Here is an 18,186-nt window from a genome sequence, read left to right on the forward strand (position 1 = left end):
ATTAAAACGAGAAGGTTACTTTAGTGTAGAAGTAACGACCTCGTGGGTTGTGTACACCCGATGCATAACCGTAAAGGTCGGCATCGCCATCACCAATAGCAAATGGTGGCTCTTCGTCGAATACGTTATTTACACCAAGCGACACTTTAGTTGCATCACTTACACGGTAAGATGTTTGTAAATCTACCAATGCTTGCGAGTCAACCATACGCGATGTATTGCTATCAAAGTCTAAATTACCGTCAAAGTCTATATCTGGGGTATCTTCAAACTCGCCTACGTAGCTAATATTTACGTTGGTATTAAATTGGCCAATTTCCCAGTTAGTAGAGAAAATCCAGCGGTGCTCTGGGTAATTGTATTCACCCGTGTAATCGCGGCCGTCTTTTTCAAACTTGTTTTGGTACGCCCATTCTAAGTTAAATTTAAGTAAGCCTAAATCATCCAGCGAATGGTTGTAATTTGCTGATAAATCAACACCTGACACTTCTTGCGAAGAGACGTTTTCAAAGGTGCTGTATATTTTTTGAATGGTGCCTAAGCTATTACCACCACTAGGTGCTAAGCGAACACACACCGTGCTATCTTGGTTATTACACTCAGAGTTATAAATTGGGCCAAATTCTTGTTCATCAATTTTATTATCTTGGGTAATACTCCACACATCTACGCTTAAACCAAATTCAGCAGAAGGTGCCCAAATAAAGCCAACGTTCCATGATTCTGACTCTTCGGCTTCTAAGTCAGGGTTACCAGCAAATTCAATGTTGTAATCTAGCGCGTCACAATCAAGGCCAGTTGCTTCACAGCGATAAGTATCTACAAAAAACTGACTTTCTTGTGATGGACCTAAACCTACTTGTGCAAGCGATGGCGCTCTAAACCCTTGTGCCCACGAACCACGAATGGTTATTTCGTCGGTAGGTGCCCAGCGTAAAGCGACTTTAGGGTTTGTTGTATTACCAAAGTCGCTGTAATCATCGTAACGTCCAGCGAGTTGTAGCTCTAGGTTTTCAGCAAGTGGGATTGAAAATTCCACATAGGCTGCGTATTGGTCGCGCTCTGCTGCAGCAGACACAGACTCAGTACCAAAAATTAAACCGCGCTGAAATTGGTCATCCGGTGTATCGGTTACATCTTCTTCACGGTATTCAATACCCGCGGCCATCATAACCACATCATCACCAAAGCTAAATGCTTCACCAGAGATGTTAGCGTCGAATGAGGTCATATGAGACTCACCGCGGCGAACTAAGCTTGTGGTAATTCTGTCAATAACTTCTGGGCTGTTATAGGTGCCACCAAATGGGTTGTAGTTACCGGCATCAATTTCTTGTTGTAAAAAGTCGGTGCGAACCCAACCTTGCGAGCGATCGCCTGTTTGAAGTGATTTACTACGGCCTTTTTGAACCGCAGCTTCCCAGCTCCATTCGTTGATTTCGCCTCTTAGGCCAGCTACAAAGCGAAGCGTGTCTGATTCAATATCCCATTGGCGAGCGCCCGCATCAACCGTACGGTAACGGCCAATTTGAATATCTTCACCAAACGGGTTGTTAGGGTGGCTAGCTGGTACTGTTAAACCTGCATCTTCATCAAGTGGAGTAGGGGCACCGGCTGCAACTGAGGTATTATGCTGCACTGCCATTTCTAAAAAGCCGGTAATACCATTATCAAAATTGTATTCAAATTGAGAAATAGCACCTACGCGCTCAGACTCAGGGGCGATGTAGCCAAATGGGCCGTAATCAAATAAACAGCTGCCGCTTGATGTAGCGTTTTCTGCAGGACAATCTGGATCAATTGTTTTTACACCATCAACATAAAAGTAGCCTGGAAAGCCACGAGAAGAGCGAAAGTCTTCGCCGCCATAAGGCGATTGGTTAGCGGTGCCTAAGCTGCCCATTTCATCTGACGAAAGCGAGGTGTTTTTAAAGTAATCAATAATAATTGAGGCACTGCTTTTTTCGCTAGTTGTACCCCATACTAAACTTGCTGTTGTTTCTTCGTAATTAGGGCCATCGGTACCACCGTAGCCTAAGTTTAGTTCAACGCCATCTATGTCTTTTTTCAAAATAACGTTGACTACGCCCGCTACTGCATCAGAGCCATAAATTGCTGATGCGCCATCTTTTAAAATATCAATGCGCTCAATCGCCGATACCGGAATACTATTAATATCGACAAATGAGTTTGTTATACCTTCGGCAAAGGCACTAATAGCCACACGGCGGCCGTTGATTAGCACCAATGTAGCATCAGCACCTAAACCACGTAGGCTGACCGCGGCAGATCCATTTGCAGTTGAATCTTGGTTGTTGCCGCGAGTTGAGAAAGTACCGCTGCCTGCCACAGGCATTCTTTCGAGGAGTTGTTGAAGGTTATCGTAACCCATGTTTTCGATATCTGCTCTGCCAATAGATTGTACTGGCGAAGGCCCTTCGATATCGGTGCGTTTTATGCGCGAACCTGTTACTTCAATGCGTTCTACTTTTTTTGCTTCTTCAGCAGCATAAGCTGTTGTTGTAAACCCTGCTGAAAGTGCGATTGTAGCACCTGCAATTATGCTAGGTGTAAATGCAATTGATTGCTTCATCCTTAAGTCCTTGTTGATATGTTATAAATTTAGTTGCTTAACAAGCGATGACATTAATATCATGTAACTTAAGTGTTATCAATCTACACCCTTTGCGATTTTAGTATGAGTTTTTGTAGAGTGTTGAGGGAAAAATATTCAATAATAGAAACAACGAAAAAGGATAGACAAGGCTAAATTACTCGCTTTGTACCATAAAATTTGCGCACTAAAATGGGTAGGCATCTAAAGAAATTAAAAAAATAAATAAAGTGTAATAATTTATTTATATCATGCACAGGGATGAATTAAATAAAGCTGAGGGGAATTTGATCAGGTTGTTTTAAATTTAACCGGTGAGAAATTAAAAAAAACGCCTAAATAAATTAGGCGTTGTGTTTATACTTTATGTTTCATGAGGCGTTCTTTCTCACGCGACCAATCTTTATTTTTGCCGTCTTCACGTTTGTCATGCATTTTTTTACCTTTTGCTAAGTGAAATTCAAGTTTCACCCAACATTTTTTCCAATACATGGCAGTGGCAACAAGTGAGTAGCCATCTCGTTCAGTGGCACCGACTAATCTATCAAGCTCTTTGCGGCTTAATAACAGTTTACGGTATCGCATTGGATCGCAAATAACATGAGTCGAGGCGCTATTTAAAGGCTGAATTTGACTGCCTAATAAAAAAGCTTCGCCATTTTTAAGATGAATATAAGTTTCTGAGATGTTTACCTTACCAGCTCGGATACTTTTTACTTCCCAGCCCTGTAGTTCAACACCTGCTTCAAACTTGTCGTGTAAAAAATACTCATGACGCGCTTTTTTGTTAAGCGCGATGGTATTACTGTTCGATTTTGATGATTTGTTCTTAGCCATAGTGCCCTATAATATACGTATTAAGAGATGTTTTACATCGATTTTTTATATGTGCCTTTAAAATAATCTGGTGAACTTAAGACCATGAAAATTTGGGGAAACGCGCAAAGCTTGCTAAAATTCGCCCACACAGTTGGGAGTGAGTATGCCACAAATAGAAAAAAGTGCGCTGGTTATGTACAGCACTAAAGAGATGTTTGACCTAGTTAATGATGTAGAAGCTTATCCGCAGTTTTTACCTAATTGCTCAGACTCTAAAATCGTTTCGCAGCACAATAATAACATGACCGCGAGTTTAGAAATATCCAAGGCGGGTATAAATAAGTGGTTTACCACTGAAAACACCTTTATTGACGAGCAAACCGTGCAATTAAGGCTGGTTGATGGCCCATTTAAAACTCTTAAAGGGCGTTGGCATTTTCAAGCGTTAGATAAAAAAGCCTGTAAAGTTGAGCTTAAGCTTGAATTTGAATTCTCTAGCAAGCTTATAGAATTGGCGTTTGGTAAAATATTTAATGATGTAGCTAAAAATATGGTTAGCGCATTCACGCAACGTGCAAAAGAAGTATACGGAGCAAGATAATGATTAGCGTTGAGATAGTTTTTGCATTACCGACTAAAGCAACCACATTAACAGTGGAAGTAGCGCAAGGAACCACAGCCGAACAAGCTGTTATTCAATCGGGGATCATTGAAAAGTGCCCTGAAATAGACCCAACTGCGCTTACTTTAGGTGTATGGAATAGAACAGTAAAAGCGCATTACGAATTAAAAGATGGCGACAGAATAGAAATTTACCGTCCACTAATTGCAGACCCTAAAGATGCTCGAAGAAAGCGGGCTGAAAAAGCAAAAGATGAAGGTCGAGCAAATAAAGTTACCGGTGGGCGTCCTTTATAAAGGTTATTAATGTAGTAAATAAAAAAGGTGAGCCATGCTCACCTTTTTTTAATAACTAAAGCGTTTACTGCTCTAGCGGAGTATCAAAGTTTTCTGGTTGATCATAATCACCCGAAACAGCAACTAGTTGATCATTTTCAAATTTAACCAGCAACTCTTTATGCTGCTCATTATCGCGGCCTTTGTTAAAGCTGTACACATAACGCCAGGTACTATTATCAAACGCATCTTCTGCTATTGGACGACCTAATACATAAATAACTTGCTCTCGTGTCATGTTTACACGAAGCTTATCTACATCTGATTGCTCTAAAAAGTTACCCTGTGGGATATTGATTCTATATACCCAGCTAGAACAACCTGCTAAAGAGCTGAATGTGAGAGCAACGATAAGCCAAAGAGAAAAAGTTTTTAACGACTGCATTGTTAGTTGTGATCCTTATTTTTTATAATCTGCATGATACCGATTAGTCACTGAAGGTAAAACCCTTTTAAGAAATTGTTTTTAGTTACGAGGGTTAAGGTAAAGTTTTGACCACAAACACACAAAAAAGTTTAAGTATAAATATAAGCAAAGCACACAAAGTACCCTCAACATGGTATTTGTATATAGTGCAAACGCGTTTAGGCCACTGGTATACAGGTATAACAACCAATGTTGATAAGCGCTTAGCCACGCATCAAGCGGGTAAAGGCGCAAAAAACTTAAAAGGCAAAGGCCCTTTAGTTTTAATTCATCAACAAAAGGTGGGCTCAAAAAGCGAAGCTAGCAAGTTAGAGTGGCAAATTAAAAAATTAAGTAGGGCCCAAAAAGAGCACTACGTACAACAGCTAATGACTAAGTGAAGCTGTGGCATTTTTTAATGCTTTTAATTTATTACGATAGCGGGCTTTGTCATAGTTAAACTCGGCGTTTATACCTGCTAAACGCAAATAATGTGTTGCCTGCTTTATATTGCCGATAAAATAATATGCTCGCGCAAGGCCAAAGTGGCTTTCGTGTAACTTAGCGTCAATTTTATAAGCGCTTTTAAAATGCTTAATCGCTTGAGAGTAATTTTTAAGTACCAGTTCACTATTACCCAATGATATATGGTAATACGGGTTAGCTTGGCGCTTTTTATTGAGCTGTTTTAGCATTTGCTGACCTTGTTTAGCGCGGTTACTTAAGGTGTACAGCACAGCGAGATTACCTATGGCAGTATGGTTATTTTTATCAAGCAATAATGCATAGTTATATGCCTGTTCAGCTTCTTTTAAATAATTAAGCTGCCTAAATACAATGCCTAAATTCCCCCAGCCACCACTGTATAATGGGGCGGCTTCAACGGCGGCACTAAAGTAGCTATAAGCTAAATTATAATTTTTATTTACTAAAGCTTGAGCGCCTTTATTGTTATAAAACATAGCCGTAACAAACTCTTTGCTTATTGGGCTGGTTTTAAAGCGTTGTTTTCTTATATTCGGGTCGAAGTCTATGGTTAACTGTTTATCACGTTGATAAACCATTGTGGCTGGTATTGTTTGCATAAGCGCATTGTCAATTGATAAATTAATATGCCCTGTCAGTAAATTAACCCCTTTATTCATTGCCCAATATTCAGGAATATGGACTTTTTGAAAGCGCGCTTTTATACCTAAATAATCGGCTAAGCTATACGCTAATATCGATAACGACAGGCAATTAGCATTTAAATTAGTGTAGGTTTGCGATGCACTCAATGTGGCGCCACTTTGATAGGTTAACGAGTTATCGCCGTTTTTTAATAAAAAACTTAAAATACTGTTCGCTAAGTAATGCGCGCTGCGCTTACTGGTTAAGTGGGCATCAAGTTGGGAAGTGATTGTTTTGTCGAGCTTAAATATGTCTTGCTCGGTTTCAACGTTAATACGGTTAAATGTTGGATGGTTTACAAGGGCTAGCGGTGGAGGTTCACGCACCGTGGTGTTACATGCGCTTAAATATAAGCAACTACTTAGTAATAATGCGTTAAAACAAGATATGTTCATAAACCACCTCCAACATATTACATCTATAAGTGTAGATGCAATATGCGTAGGTGGTTTATTAAAGTGTTACAAAACGTGTTTAGTGGTGTTTTTCAAAGGTGGCTACGAGTGCATCAAGGGCTTGAGCGCTATTTGCTAAATCGCGAATTGCTTGCTCGGTGTTTATTTGCTCATTCATAGCACGGTCACTAATTTCACTTATTTGTTCAATATTACGTCCTACATCAGCAACCACGTTACTTTGCTGCTCAGTTGCGGTGGCAATTAAGGTAGCCATGTCGTTTATTTGATTTGCTGTTTCGCTTATCGCATCAAGCAATTCAACAGAGCTTTGCATTGCGCCTACGCTTTGTTGGGCTTTTTGCTTAGATTGACTAATATCGTTTACTACATCTTCAGAAATAGTGGTTAGCTCTTCAATCATTGACTGAATTTCGGTGGTTGATTGCGAGGTACGATTAGCAAGCGCGCGTACTTCATCGGCCACCACAGCAAAGCCTCTACCATGCTCACCAGCCCGTGCCGATTCGATGGCTGCGTTTAAGGCCAGTAAATTAGTCTGCTCTGAAATGCCGCGAATAGAGTCAACAATACTCGCTATATCAATTGTTTTTTTAGAAAGCAGTGTTACTTGTTCGGTAATGCCGTCAATGTCAGTGGCAAGCGCTGAAATTGTAGCTTGGCTTTGCAGTACTTGCTGATGGCTTTGGCTGGTGTTTTCTTGACTGCTTTGCGTTAACTTAGCTGCATTAGCCGCACTTTGTGCTATTTCTTGTACAGTTGCGCCCATTTCGTTAATGGCTGCAGCTACCGAAATGGTTTGCTCTTTTTGATTATCAATAGACTGGGAGTTGTTTTTTGCTTGTTCAAATACATGATTAGAACTTTGGCGTATTTCTGTACTTTCGTTGGCGACTTGCTTGATGGCAGTTTCAATTTTATGAATAAACTGGTTAAAGCCATGGCTTAAATTGTTTAGCTCTGGCTGATTAGACTCTGGCAAACGGTACGCTAAATTAGCATCGCCTGATCCTAAACGTGAGAACAGCTCGGCCATATCCGAAAGCGGTGACGCTAAAGAACGTGCTAACAAGTAACTTAGCATGCTAGCAACTAGGGCTATCACTAGCGTAAAGGTAAATATTTGCCACTCCAATGTACCTACAGTCGCAAATACCTCACTTTTAGGTACTTGGGCTAATACGTATAAGTCGGTATTGGCTATTGGCATGGCTGCTAAAAATGTGGCTTCGTTATTAAGTGATAATTCTGTAATTGCAAAACCAGAAGGGTTATACAAAGTACTATGAACATTACTGCCATAAAGTGTGTCTATGTTTACTTTAGCCACTTTATTTGCATCTTTATGTAACTGAATTAAGCCGCTTTTATCTGCAATAAACACAAAGCCTGTTTGCTCAATTTTAAATTGTTGTAGTAGCTTTTGCATGTCGGTGATGCTTTTTGCAAGTCCCGCTAATCCAAGCCCATTTGTTTGTTGATGATTTACAAACATTTTTACATCAGTCGGAGATTCTTGATAAATACTGATTGAGTACGGATTATTTGAGTTGGTAAAGCCAAAAAACCACCCATCAGCCGCATCGTTTTTAAGCACGCGTAAAAATCCGTGTTGGTTCCAATATTGTGCTGTATCACGGTTAGCCCACGACGCCGTTGCTAAATCAAACTGCTTTGCTACGCGGTTTAATTCTTTAAGCAGTAGTGTGTCGTCTTGGTTATTTGAGCGCGCCCACTCTAAGATAAATTCATTTGATGATAGTTGCTGTGCAGCACCTAGTAGTTCGTTTATTTCGCCACCAATTTGATTACTAATACTATGTAATTTGCTGGGTAGCTCAGATTCAATCATACGTCGTTCTATAATATCTTCAGAGCTATATAAAGACGTTAAACCAATTAATGCAGCGACACAGATTGCAATGGTACTGCCTAAAATGGTGATTTTTTGAGTGATAGTTAGGTTTTTTATCGTCATATTATTTAACTTTACAACTAGGTAGATAGCCATGTTAGCACATTATTAATTAAGCGCTAATTATTGCAATATATCTAAAAGGGTATACTCGCTTTTTATTATTACTAGCACGAAAAAGCCCACAGCGTATGCATGTGGGCTTGGTTTCTAACAAGCGAAACTAGTTATACAATTTTCTTCATAGCTGACATGTAGCCGCGTAGTCTAGCGCCAACAATTTCAACAGGGTGCTCACGTAGTGCAGTGTTAATTTGAATCAATGTTTGGTTATCTACTTGGTTACTTTGCTCATTTAAGCCTTTACCAATAACATCGGTGTCGATGTTTTTCATAAAATCGGCCAATAATGGTAAACACGCATGGTTGTATAAGTAACAGCCGTATTCTGCAGTATCAGAAATAGTACGGTTCATTTCGAATAACTTTTTACGTGCTATTGTGTTGGCAATTAACGGTGTTTCGTGTAAAGACTCATAATAAGCCGACTCGTCAATAATGCCCGCTGCAGTCATGGTTTCAAATGCAAGCTCAACGCCCGCTTTAACCATAGCAACCATTAAAATACCGTTATCGAAAAACTCTTGCTCAGAGATTTCTACATCACCAGCAGGGGTTTTTTCAAAGTTAGTTTCGGCAGTTTCTGCACGCCATTTTAGTAAGTTTGCATCATCGTTTGCCCAATCTTCCATCATTACGCGTGAGAAAGTACCGTCGATAATGTCATCTTGGTGCTTGTTATAAAGCGGGCGCATAATAACTTTAAGTTCTTCGCTTAGTTCAAACGCTTTTACTTTTGCAGGGTTTGATAAACGGTCAAGCATGTTAGTAACGCCGCCGTATTTAAGGGCTTCGGTAATTACTTCCCAGCCGTATTGAATTAGTTTTGATGCGTAACCCGCATCAATGCCTTTTTCAATCATTTTATCAAAACATAAAATTGAACCGGTTTGTAACATGCCACACAGAATTGTTTGCTCGCCCATTAAGTCTGATTTAACTTCAGCGATAAATGATGACTTAAGTACACCGGCACGATGACCACCGGTACCCGCAGCGTAGGCTTTAGCTTGTGCTAAACCATGACCTTGTGGGTCGTTTTCTGGGTGAACAGCAATAAGAGTAGGTACACCAAAGCCGCGTTTGTATTCTTCGCGCACTTCAGAGCCAGGACACTTAGGAGCAACCATGATTACCGTAATGTCTTCACGAATTTGCATGCCTTCTTCAACAATATTAAAACCGTGCGAGTAAGCAAGTGTAGAGCCTTGTTTCATTAAAGGCATAATGGCAGTTACAACGGCCGTATGTTGCTTATCAGGTGTTAGGTTTAATACTACGTCAGCGGTCGGAATTAGCTCTTCGTACGTGCCTACAGTAAAACCGTTTTCAGATGCATTTAGGTATGACTGACGACGCTCATCAATTGCCGATTGACGTAACGTGTACGATACATCTAGGCCTGAGTCACGTAAGTTTAAACCTTGGTTAAGACCTTGTGCGCCACAGCCAACAATAACCAGCTTTTTACCTTTAAGTGCATCAACACCATCGGTAAATTCACTTGGGTCCATAAATTCACATTGCGCTAATTGAGCTAACTGCTCGCGTAAAGGTAAGGTATTAAAATAATTCGCCATGTTAGTGTCCTATAATTCGTGTTTGTTAGATGCAAAGCGTATTTGCTTTGCTTAAACACACCATAAAAAAAAACTTTGCTTGCGTAAAATGATATATTTGCACTAAAGTATTTCAAAAAATGAAACGTAGAGGCGTGTAATGGATCATAAGCATTTAAATTACTTTTTAGCGTTAGCTAAAACGCTCCATTTTGCCAGGGCGAGCGAGCTGTGCCATATAAGTGCACCTACTTTAAGTCGTAATATTAAGCAGCTTGAAGACGAGGTAGGCGTTGCTTTATTTATACGCGATAACCGAAGTGTAAAATTAACGAAAGAAGGGGAGTCGTTTATTGATTACGCCACCTCTACACTGGCTAATTGGCAGCGCTTTAAAACGAATGTGAAAGACCCAACCCAGCATATTTACGGTAATGTGAGTATTTATTGCTCAGTCACCGCCTCGTATAGTTTTTTGCATCAAATATTAGAACAGCTCCGCGCGCAGCATCAGCATATAGAAATAACGCTAAATACCGGCGATCCGGCGTTGGCAATAAACCGAGTACTGGATGCCCATGAATCAATGGCTATTGCTGCACGGCCAAGTAAACTGCCTGCCCAAATTGCTTTTGTTAATATAGGCCACTCTCCACTGGTTCTTATTGGCCCTAAAATTCAATGCCCGATCAGCGAAAAAATAGCGAAAAACGCCCCACATATTGATTGGTCAGAACTGGAGTTTATTGTACCTGAGCAAGGTTTTTCTAGGCAGCGGTTAGAGCAGTGGTGGCGGAAAAATAATGTGCATGGAAAAATTTATGCACAAGTAGCAGGGCACGAAGCTATGGTGTCTATGGTGAGCCTAGGATTAGGTGTCGCCATGGTTCCCAAAATAGTGCTAGATAATAGTCCGCTACAAGACAAGGTACACGTACTGCCCAGTGAAAATTACCAGCCAGAAGGGTTCGATATTGGTTTGGCGGTGCTAAAAAAAGAGCTTAACGACCCTGCAATCAGTGCATTATGGAGTATTGCACAAACTTTAGGCGCAAATGTTATTTAAGCTTTTAACGATTAATATAATTCAGTAAATAGTATGATTAACAGTTGCGTATGAGTTTACTATTACTTAACATGAAAGCTTAATAATAAAAAATAATGACGCACGAGAGTTTATAATAATTATGGATCATGCTGTATCGCTCGCTCATTCTGCTCAATGTTTAAAAAAAGCAATTCCTCTGATGGTAAAATACCGAATGCCGGTAACGCCTATCAATTACGCTATTTGGTATTGCTATGTGCAAGGCAGTAAGCCAGCATTAAATGCTGAGCTTGATCACGTCATTGCTGAGCAACAAACATGTACTCAAAATAAAGCAAAAGAAATTTTTGATAAGCATTTAAGCGAAGATGACTTAGTGTTTTTTCAAGAAATGGCAGATCGCTTCCATGGCACTATGGAGCAAGTACAGCATGATATAAGCGTTACCCTCGATCACTCTAAAAGCTTTACCACGTCGTTGGTAGATTCTCAAAATGAGTTAGCAAGTTTAGCTAATGTAAATTCGTTTAACGAAATACTCGGTTGTGTTGAACGCTTAACCGATGAGTCGGTGGCTATGCAAGACTATGCGCGAGAATTTCAAACTAAGCTTGCGGTAGCCTATAACGAAATTAAAGATTTAAAAGAAGCACTTAACCTTTCTCAAGAAGCAGCTGATACAGACCCCCTGACAGGCTTTTTTAATAGAAGAAAGTTTGATGATGATATTCAGCAGTTTTGTCAAACCTATTCAGAGCAAGCTGACGAGAGCGTATTGGCGGTACTAATCATGTTTGATATTGATCACTTTAAACGTTTTAACGACGATTTTGGTCATCAAAAAGGCGATGAAGTACTTAAATTAGTAGCCAAAAAAGTTTCGCAAAATATTTCCGATAGCCTGAATGTTTACCGCTATGGTGGTGAGGAGTTTTGTATTACCGGGTATTTTGACAGCATCAACGAGATTATGGTGTTCGCTGATAAAATTCGTTTAGATATTGCCTCATTAACTATCCGTAAAAAAGACGATGTAAATTCTAAACGTGCAATTTCTGCAAGTTTTGGGCTCGCTATTTTACGTCCATTCACGAAAGGTTCGGTACTTATTGAGCGCGCCGACCGTGCTTTATATATAGCTAAAACACATGGTCGCAACCGTATTGAAATAGCCCCTGATATTTAAATGTGATACGCATGTATAAAAATTGTGAATGATTGTAACCAGGTGGCGCACATTTGTGCTTACCTTGCTAGTATGGGTCACTTACTTATTTTACTCATTTAGATTAGGTTAATGCGGCTCAATACTTTTATTTACATTTTTTGCTTTGTGGTGTGTCTTGTTTGCGTGCCTAGCACAGCTTCGCAGGCCTATAACGAACAAGAGTATGCGCAGCAACATATTACTGTTAAAAAGTGGCATGTAAATCTAAGTGTCGGCGCGGGTGTTATTACCAACCCTTTGCATGGCGGAAAAAACGTCCCGCTCCCTGTGATCCCACGCATTGCTTTTTATGGTGAGCGTTGGTTTTTCGATAATGGTCGCCTTGGCTTCACACTTAAAGAAAATCAAAAGCATCATTTTAATATCGTTTCAGAACTGAACGCAGAGTCACGCTTTTTTATTGATTGGCACCCTAATAACCTCTTTGTTTTACCAGCAACCACAGGTGCTTCTGCATTAGCGCAAAATAATCCCCAGCCTAAAAAAATAAATATCGATAATATTGATAATCGCCATTTAGCCCTAGATGCTGGAGGAAGCTATCATTATGTGCAGCAAAACCATGTGCTATCGATACAGTTATTACACGATATAAGTAATGTTTATAACGGTACTCGAGGCGCTATACAATGGCAGTACCACAGTGAAGTAGGGCGTTTAAAGTTAAAACCAACGCTTGGGGTTAACTATAAATCAGCTGAATTAAACAGCTACTATTATGGTTTAAAAGCACACGAAACCTCATTAGGTAAAATTGACGTTGGTAGTAGCTGGCAACCTTATGCTAAAATCGACGCCAGTTGGCCATTGAGTGAGGCTAACAGTCTTCGTTTTCATGTAGCATATTACGACTATTCAGCTATGGATGGCAGTCCGCTTTTTGAACGTAACTATTCAATGACTGCTTTTATAGGATTCGATCATACTTTTTAATATGAAGTATTTAATGTTGATTGTGCTTACAGTTTTTCTGTTTAGCCCTCCCGTTGTAGCGCAAAATGCGTCTTTAAAGGTCTCTCCCAAAGTGTGTGTTGTGTCTGAGCAGCAAGCGTTTTGCGATCTCGATTTAAAGTTTAATTGGCAGCAACCATCGCCAAGCGATGCATGCTTGTACCAACAAAACAAACTGATTAAATGCTGGCAACAGCAGGCTGTTGGTGAGTTTGAGTATAAAGCGCGTGTTCAGGTAGAGACCATATACTCCTTAATCAATCCTCATACCGGTGTGTTAATTGCTAAAACACACGTTGAAGTGCAAAGTGCTGATGCTAAAAAAAGTAGGCGCAGGCTTCGCTCTCCATGGAGCTATTTTTAATTTAGGAGCAACTCATGCCAAAAATTTTACTTGTTGAAGATGACCTAGGTTTACAACAACTAACAAAAGATTATCTTGAACATAATGGCTTAGAAGTAGACGTATTAAGCCGTGGTGATGAAGTATTTAGTTATCTTGAGAATAACGCTGCTGATTTAATGATTTTAGATATTATGTTGCCAGGTAAAGATGGCTTTAGCGTATGTCGACAAGTACGTGATAAGTTTTCGTTGCCAATTTTAATGCTTACTGCAAAAGGTGAAGACTTTGATCAGGTGATTGGCTTAGAGCTTGGCGCAGATGACTATGTGGTAAAACCTGCAGAACCGCGTGTTTTACTGGCGCGTGTAAATGCATTACTGCGTCGCGGGCAACCCGTGGTTAAGGCCGCAGAAGAGATTCAGTTTGGTGATTTAGTCATTGATAAAACCAGCCGAATTGTTAAATTAAACGAAAACGAAATAGTACTTACATCCCATGAGTTTGAGCTACTATGGCTACTTGCCTCAAATGCAGGCGAAGTACTAAGCCGTGAACATGTTCATCAACATATGATTGGCCGTCAATACGACGGGCTTGACCGTACCGTTGATGTACGCGTGTCACGAATTCGCAAAAAGCTAGGTGATAACAGCGATAAACCTTACCGTATAAAAACCGTGTGGGGGCAAGGTTACTTGTTTGTATCAGACGCCTGGGAAAAATAATATATGAAGGTAAATAAGGAATAATGGGCAAACTATTTATAAGTTTATATGTTTATATCATTGTTTCTTTATTTATTGTTAGTGGTGTTATAGAACAAATTTGGCCTTACGAAGAGACGCAGCAGCAAGTGCTGTTAGATGATGAGTTTGGCCAAGCACTTTGGTTATTATCGCAAACCGATGATGGTCTAGATAAGCTAAAACACAGCTTTGAAAGCCAAGTTATTGCCCGCAAAGATCTTATTTTACCCCTTAAGCAGCAAGCCTCATTAGATAAAAATCATTACCTGTACCTGTATGATAAAAAGCAGCGCATAGTGTGGTATGTTGAGCTTGGTGATAACAAACTACTTCAAATTGGTCCTGTAGGCGTTATAAAAGCACCTGAAAGCTCTGTTATCCCGTATTTAATGTTACTGGCTATTGTAGGGTTACCTGTGGGGCTGTGGAGCTTTTTACTATGGCGTGATTTTTCTAAGTTACGCCATGCGTGCGAAGCGGTAGATGGCTCGCAAGACTTTAACTTAAGCAGTCCTTCTAAATCGTTTTTTTTACCCGTTACTGATACTCTAAAAGTAATGCAGCAGCGCATAGAGCATCTTCTTAGTGCGCAACAAGAACTGACCTCCTCTGTATCTCATGAATTTAGAACGCCCCTTGCACGATTAAAATTTGGTATAGCCATGTTAGAAGAAACACTGCAATCGGAAAAAGGGCAGCATTACCTAACTAATATGCAGGCAGATATAAGCGAACTTGAAGCGCTTGTGTGTGAAATGCTTGAATATGCTCGGCTTGATTCGCAGCAACCAAGCTTAGCTAGAAGCGACGTTGACTTGGCTGCCTTAACACAATCGGTCATTAATAAGCTAAATTTTGCAAGCGGCATAGAGTTTAATGCGGTGTTACCACAGGCTCTAGTGTACAAGTGTGATGCGCACTTTATTGCGCGTGTAATGCAAAACCTGGTGGGCAATGCGTTAAAGTACGCTGTTAGTCGTGTTGATGTCACACTCAAAGCGCAGGGTGATGCAATTTACTTTATTGTGGAAGATGACGGAGAAGGTATTTTAAAAAGCGACAGAGAAAGCGTATTTAAACCTTTTACTCGTTTAGATAAAAGCCGTGATAAAAGCACAGGGGGCTTTGGTTTAGGCTTAGCAATAGTGGCAAAAATTGTATCGTGGCATAAAGGGCACTATTCAATCACTGACTCATCGCTTGGTGGCGCTAAGTTTATAGTTACCTTACCTAATACCTATCCACAATAATACTTAATCATTTTGTGGGGCCAAATGTGTCGCTACCTACGTTAAAAATTCTCATTTACGATTGCATGGATGCAGAAGGTAGAGCAATGCAGGAGTAATTGCCGAGAACAACTAAATAGCGAATTTTTTGCTTAGCTATCCACACGTTTTCCATCCTCAAAATAGATCACTTTATTATGCGGATTGGTATAAAAGCAATTCACCTAAAAACGCCAGACATAAAAAAAGCGCCTAAGGCGCTTTTTGTGGTTAAAAACCAAAATCAACAAGTAGCAAAATAGTAGACCCGGCTACGTGGAAAAAGTTCTCAATTATTTTTCATTTTTTTTAAGTAGGGGCATCAGCATTTGCTCAAGCCCATTTAATTTAACCTCGTACATCATTGCAAGCTGCGCTCCGAGTTTACTTTCTGGAAACCCTTGCTGTTTAAACCACACTAGGTAGGGCTCTGGCAAAAGCAGCAGAGGTCTGCCTGCGTATTTTCCAAAGGGCATAATTGTATTAATGGCGAGCTTGAGTTCGGCTGTATCCATAATAAGTCAGTAATTGATAAAACGTATAATAGTAATACTACTGCTTATTAATAATAAACGCATTAAATAGTGGCTGGGTAAGCGGGCAAGTAAACAGAAATAAAATAGGCTGTGACGGGCAAGAAACAGCCTATTGAACGAGGGAGTAGGCCCTCTGATTGAATAAATTTGTGTTGATAAATAAATGCTTACCCTGCATTAATTAGCTGGAGTCTAATTATGCGACATAGGTGCGAAGGCGTTTATTTAAACAACACCGGTAGTTTATCTGTTTTTTTTACAGATAGAGAGAAGTAATGTAAAGGAATGTAAATAAAATGAGTTTTTAAACTAAAACTAATAAAAAAGCATTGTTAAAAATAAGGCGTTTTCATTTGGTTGTTTTTATTGTTTAGTATAAAAGTGCTATTTTTCGAATAGCTCTTGCTTTACGTGCTCGGCAAAACCACTTCCTGCTTCTAAATAAAAGTTATAGGTCGAGTTTACGCCCATCTGTTCAAGCTCTTTTTGTTGATCAGGGTAATTGGCGATAGCTGTTACTTGGCCGTTATAGCCTGAGGCTTGTAATTGCTCTAGTGCAAAAATATTTTGCATATGCTTTGGCATAGCTAACATGACCATTTCAACATGGGAGTGGTTAACGCGCTGCCAAAAGTCAGGGTCGGTGGCATCGGCAAGGAGTACCTTTCTATTGCGTTTAATATGTTTTTCTACCACCTCTGGTTTTATATCAATGCCCGCCACTACATTAGGGTGAGTCGCATTTATTGTTTCGTAGGCACCTGTACCTATGCGGCCCATACCAAATATAACGATTTTAGTGTCGTTTAAATTAACGGGTAGCTCTTCAGCTAAGCGGGTTTTGCTTTCGAATTTTAATAACCAGCGCTCAATTTTTACGTATAACTCGTTTGAGCGTTTATTAAGAGGCGATGCAATAACAAAGGTAATAGACACCGCAATAGCCATTACCGCCAGCCACTCTGAGGTGATCATGCCTGTAGAGGCTGCCACAGCACACACAATAAGGCCAAACTCACTAAAATTAGCAAGGCTAAATGCAGTGAGTAACGAGGTGCGTGCTCTGAGCTTAAAGGTATTCGTAAACACATAATAAAGTAAGGTTTTAACTGGCAGCACAAATATAAGGATTAACGCTACAATTAATGAATTAGCTGTAAGCTCTGCGTTTAAACCAATGCTTAAGAAAAAACCGACCAGCAAAATATCTTTTAAATTAAGCAGCGACTTTGAAAGCTCTCCCGCCTTTTTATGTGGCGCAAACATCATCCCCATAATGAGTGCGCCTAAATCGCCTTTTAAACCTGCAAAATCAAATGCGTTATAACCGGCTACCAACGCAAAGAAAAAGCCAAATAACGGCAATAGCTCACCATGTTTAGAGCGGTTAAGCACTGCATACATAAGTGGGCGCACTAAAGGGAGTGCAATAATTAAAGCAAGAGCCCACATATTAGGTACTTTGCCAGTGCTAATGGCTAAAAATATAACCGCAAAAATATCCTGCATAACTAAAATGCCAATGGCTATTTTTCCGTGTAGGCTTGCCATTTCACCGCGCTCTTCAAGTACTTTTACCGCAAATACAGTGCTTGAAAAGCTTAGCGCAAACCCAACTAATAAGGCACTTTGCCAGCTTAAATCAACAAACATAGGCACAGCAAAAATACCTAGTAGTAACATAAAGCCACTAAATAATGTACTGCTAAAAATAATGTGTAGGGTAGCGGGTGCCCATACTTGGGGCTTGATTAAGCTGTTTACTTTAAGTTTTAAGCCAATACTAAATAAAAGAAGTGTTACACCCAGTGCCGCAATGGTATCGAGTAGTTCGGTGCTTTTATAGCCAGATAAATTTAATGCAAAACCGGCAAGTAAAAAGCCAATAAGGGGAGGAAGTTTTAATTGATAAACACCAAAGCCACAAACAAACGCGGCGGCAAAATAGATTAGTTCCATAATTCTTAATATCACTTCATTTGGGATTGCAGTGTAGCGAAAATTTTATACCATTGAAAATAAAAATAGCCCTAAAAATGAGCGCGTTTAATCAATTACTTGCCCAGCTGCGTATAAAAAATGCACAT

17 protein-coding genes are annotated in these 18,186 nt (G+C 39.9%); 9 read left to right on the forward strand and 8 right to left on the reverse strand.

The features are described from left to right. Position 1: 1 nt before the first annotated feature. The gene (locus EJ103_RS04750) at positions 2–2,593 is read right to left on the reverse strand and encodes a TonB-dependent receptor (protein WP_024031815.1); all 2,592 of its coding nucleotides are present in this window, start codon (positions 2,591–2,593) and stop codon (positions 2–4) included. Positions 2,594–2,971: 378 nt separating this feature from the next. Then, entirely contained in the window at positions 2,972–3,451 is a 480-nt protein-coding gene (smpB, locus tag EJ103_RS04755; protein WP_004587371.1) for an SsrA-binding protein SmpB, read from the reverse strand. Positions 3,452–3,596: 145 nt separating this feature from the next. Between smpB and EJ103_RS04760 the strand changes: the two genes are divergently transcribed. Both EJ103_RS04760 and EJ103_RS04765 read left to right on the forward strand, forming a co-directional pair. Further along, positions 3,597–4,034 carry a type II toxin-antitoxin system RatA family toxin gene (locus EJ103_RS04760; RefSeq protein ID WP_126006317.1) on the forward strand — a complete coding sequence of 146 codons (438 nt, stop codon included), beginning with the start codon at positions 3,597–3,599 and terminating at the stop codon, positions 4,032–4,034. Continuing rightward, complete coding sequence (locus EJ103_RS04765) at positions 4,034–4,351, forward strand: RnfH family protein (RefSeq protein ID WP_126006319.1); 318 nt, start codon at positions 4,034–4,036, stop codon at positions 4,349–4,351. The genes EJ103_RS04760 and EJ103_RS04765 overlap by 1 nt, the downstream gene beginning before the upstream one ends. Positions 4,352–4,415: 64 nt before the next feature. Here the strand turns inward: EJ103_RS04765 and bamE are convergent, their stop codons facing one another. After that, complete coding sequence (gene bamE / locus EJ103_RS04770; protein ID WP_004587368.1) at positions 4,416–4,775, reverse strand: outer membrane protein assembly factor BamE; 360 nt, start codon at positions 4,773–4,775, stop codon at positions 4,416–4,418. A gap of 107 nt (positions 4,776–4,882) precedes the next feature. On the opposite strand from bamE, the gene EJ103_RS04775 reads away from it, so the two are divergent. Beyond that, on the forward strand, positions 4,883–5,197 hold the full coding sequence (locus EJ103_RS04775; protein WP_004587367.1) for a GIY-YIG nuclease family protein: 315 nt from the start codon (positions 4,883–4,885) through the stop codon (positions 5,195–5,197). Here EJ103_RS04775 and EJ103_RS04780 read toward each other — a convergent pair. From EJ103_RS04780 to ilvC, 3 genes are all read right to left on the reverse strand, one after another. After that, positions 5,183–6,361 carry a tetratricopeptide repeat protein gene (locus tag EJ103_RS04780; protein WP_126006321.1) on the reverse strand — a complete coding sequence of 393 codons (1,179 nt, stop codon included), beginning with the start codon at positions 6,359–6,361 and terminating at the stop codon, positions 5,183–5,185. The two genes, EJ103_RS04775 and EJ103_RS04780, sit on opposite strands and share 15 nt — an antisense overlap. A 79-nt stretch (positions 6,362–6,440) precedes the next feature. Further along, the gene (locus EJ103_RS04785; protein ID WP_024031820.1) at positions 6,441–8,360 is read right to left on the reverse strand and encodes a methyl-accepting chemotaxis protein; all 1,920 of its coding nucleotides are present in this window, start codon (positions 8,358–8,360) and stop codon (positions 6,441–6,443) included. A 164-nt stretch (positions 8,361–8,524) separates the two neighbouring features. Beyond that, a complete protein-coding gene (gene ilvC, locus EJ103_RS04790) occupies positions 8,525–9,997 on the reverse strand; it encodes a ketol-acid reductoisomerase (protein ID WP_126006323.1) in 1,473 nt (490 codons plus the stop codon). A 139-nt stretch (positions 9,998–10,136) separates the two neighbouring features. Here ilvC and ilvY point away from each other — a divergent pair, with 139 nt between their 5' ends. From ilvY to EJ103_RS04820, 6 genes are all read left to right on the forward strand, one after another. After that, positions 10,137–11,042 (forward strand): HTH-type transcriptional activator IlvY, encoded by a 906-nt coding sequence (ilvY, locus tag EJ103_RS04795; protein WP_126006324.1) that lies wholly within the window; start codon positions 10,137–10,139, stop codon positions 11,040–11,042. Between the two features lie 121 nt (positions 11,043–11,163). Then, positions 11,164–12,210, forward strand: coding sequence for a GGDEF domain-containing protein (locus EJ103_RS04800; protein WP_004587362.1), 1,047 nt, complete (start codon positions 11,164–11,166; stop codon positions 12,208–12,210). Positions 12,211–12,375: 165 nt separating this feature from the next. Further along, positions 12,376–13,185 (forward strand): MipA/OmpV family protein, encoded by an 810-nt coding sequence (locus tag EJ103_RS04805; protein ID WP_126006326.1) that lies wholly within the window; start codon positions 12,376–12,378, stop codon positions 13,183–13,185. A 1-nt stretch (position 13,186) separates the two neighbouring features. Continuing rightward, the gene (locus EJ103_RS04810) at positions 13,187–13,567 is read left to right on the forward strand and encodes a DUF3019 domain-containing protein (RefSeq protein ID WP_024031825.1); all 381 of its coding nucleotides are present in this window, start codon (positions 13,187–13,189) and stop codon (positions 13,565–13,567) included. A 14-nt stretch (positions 13,568–13,581) separates the two neighbouring features. Next, positions 13,582–14,274, forward strand: coding sequence for a response regulator transcription factor (locus EJ103_RS04815; RefSeq protein WP_024031826.1), 693 nt, complete (start codon positions 13,582–13,584; stop codon positions 14,272–14,274). A 23-nt stretch (positions 14,275–14,297) separates the two neighbouring features. Further along, positions 14,298–15,545 carry an ATP-binding protein gene (locus tag EJ103_RS04820; RefSeq protein ID WP_126006328.1) on the forward strand — a complete coding sequence of 416 codons (1,248 nt, stop codon included), beginning with the start codon at positions 14,298–14,300 and terminating at the stop codon, positions 15,543–15,545. Between the two features lie 311 nt (positions 15,546–15,856). Here the strand turns inward: EJ103_RS04820 and EJ103_RS04825 are convergent, their stop codons facing one another. Then, entirely contained in the window at positions 15,857–16,078 is a 222-nt protein-coding gene (locus tag EJ103_RS04825) for a DUF3820 family protein (protein ID WP_004587357.1), read from the reverse strand. 405 nt (positions 16,079–16,483) lie between these two features. After that, positions 16,484–18,058 carry a cation:proton antiporter family protein gene (locus EJ103_RS04830; protein ID WP_126006330.1) on the reverse strand — a complete coding sequence of 525 codons (1,575 nt, stop codon included), beginning with the start codon at positions 18,056–18,058 and terminating at the stop codon, positions 16,484–16,486. Positions 18,059–18,186: the final 128 nt, after the last annotated feature.

This window comes from Pseudoalteromonas sp. Xi13 (genome assembly GCF_003952205.1).
GTDB lineage: Bacteria > Pseudomonadota > Gammaproteobacteria > Enterobacterales > Alteromonadaceae > Pseudoalteromonas > Pseudoalteromonas atlantica.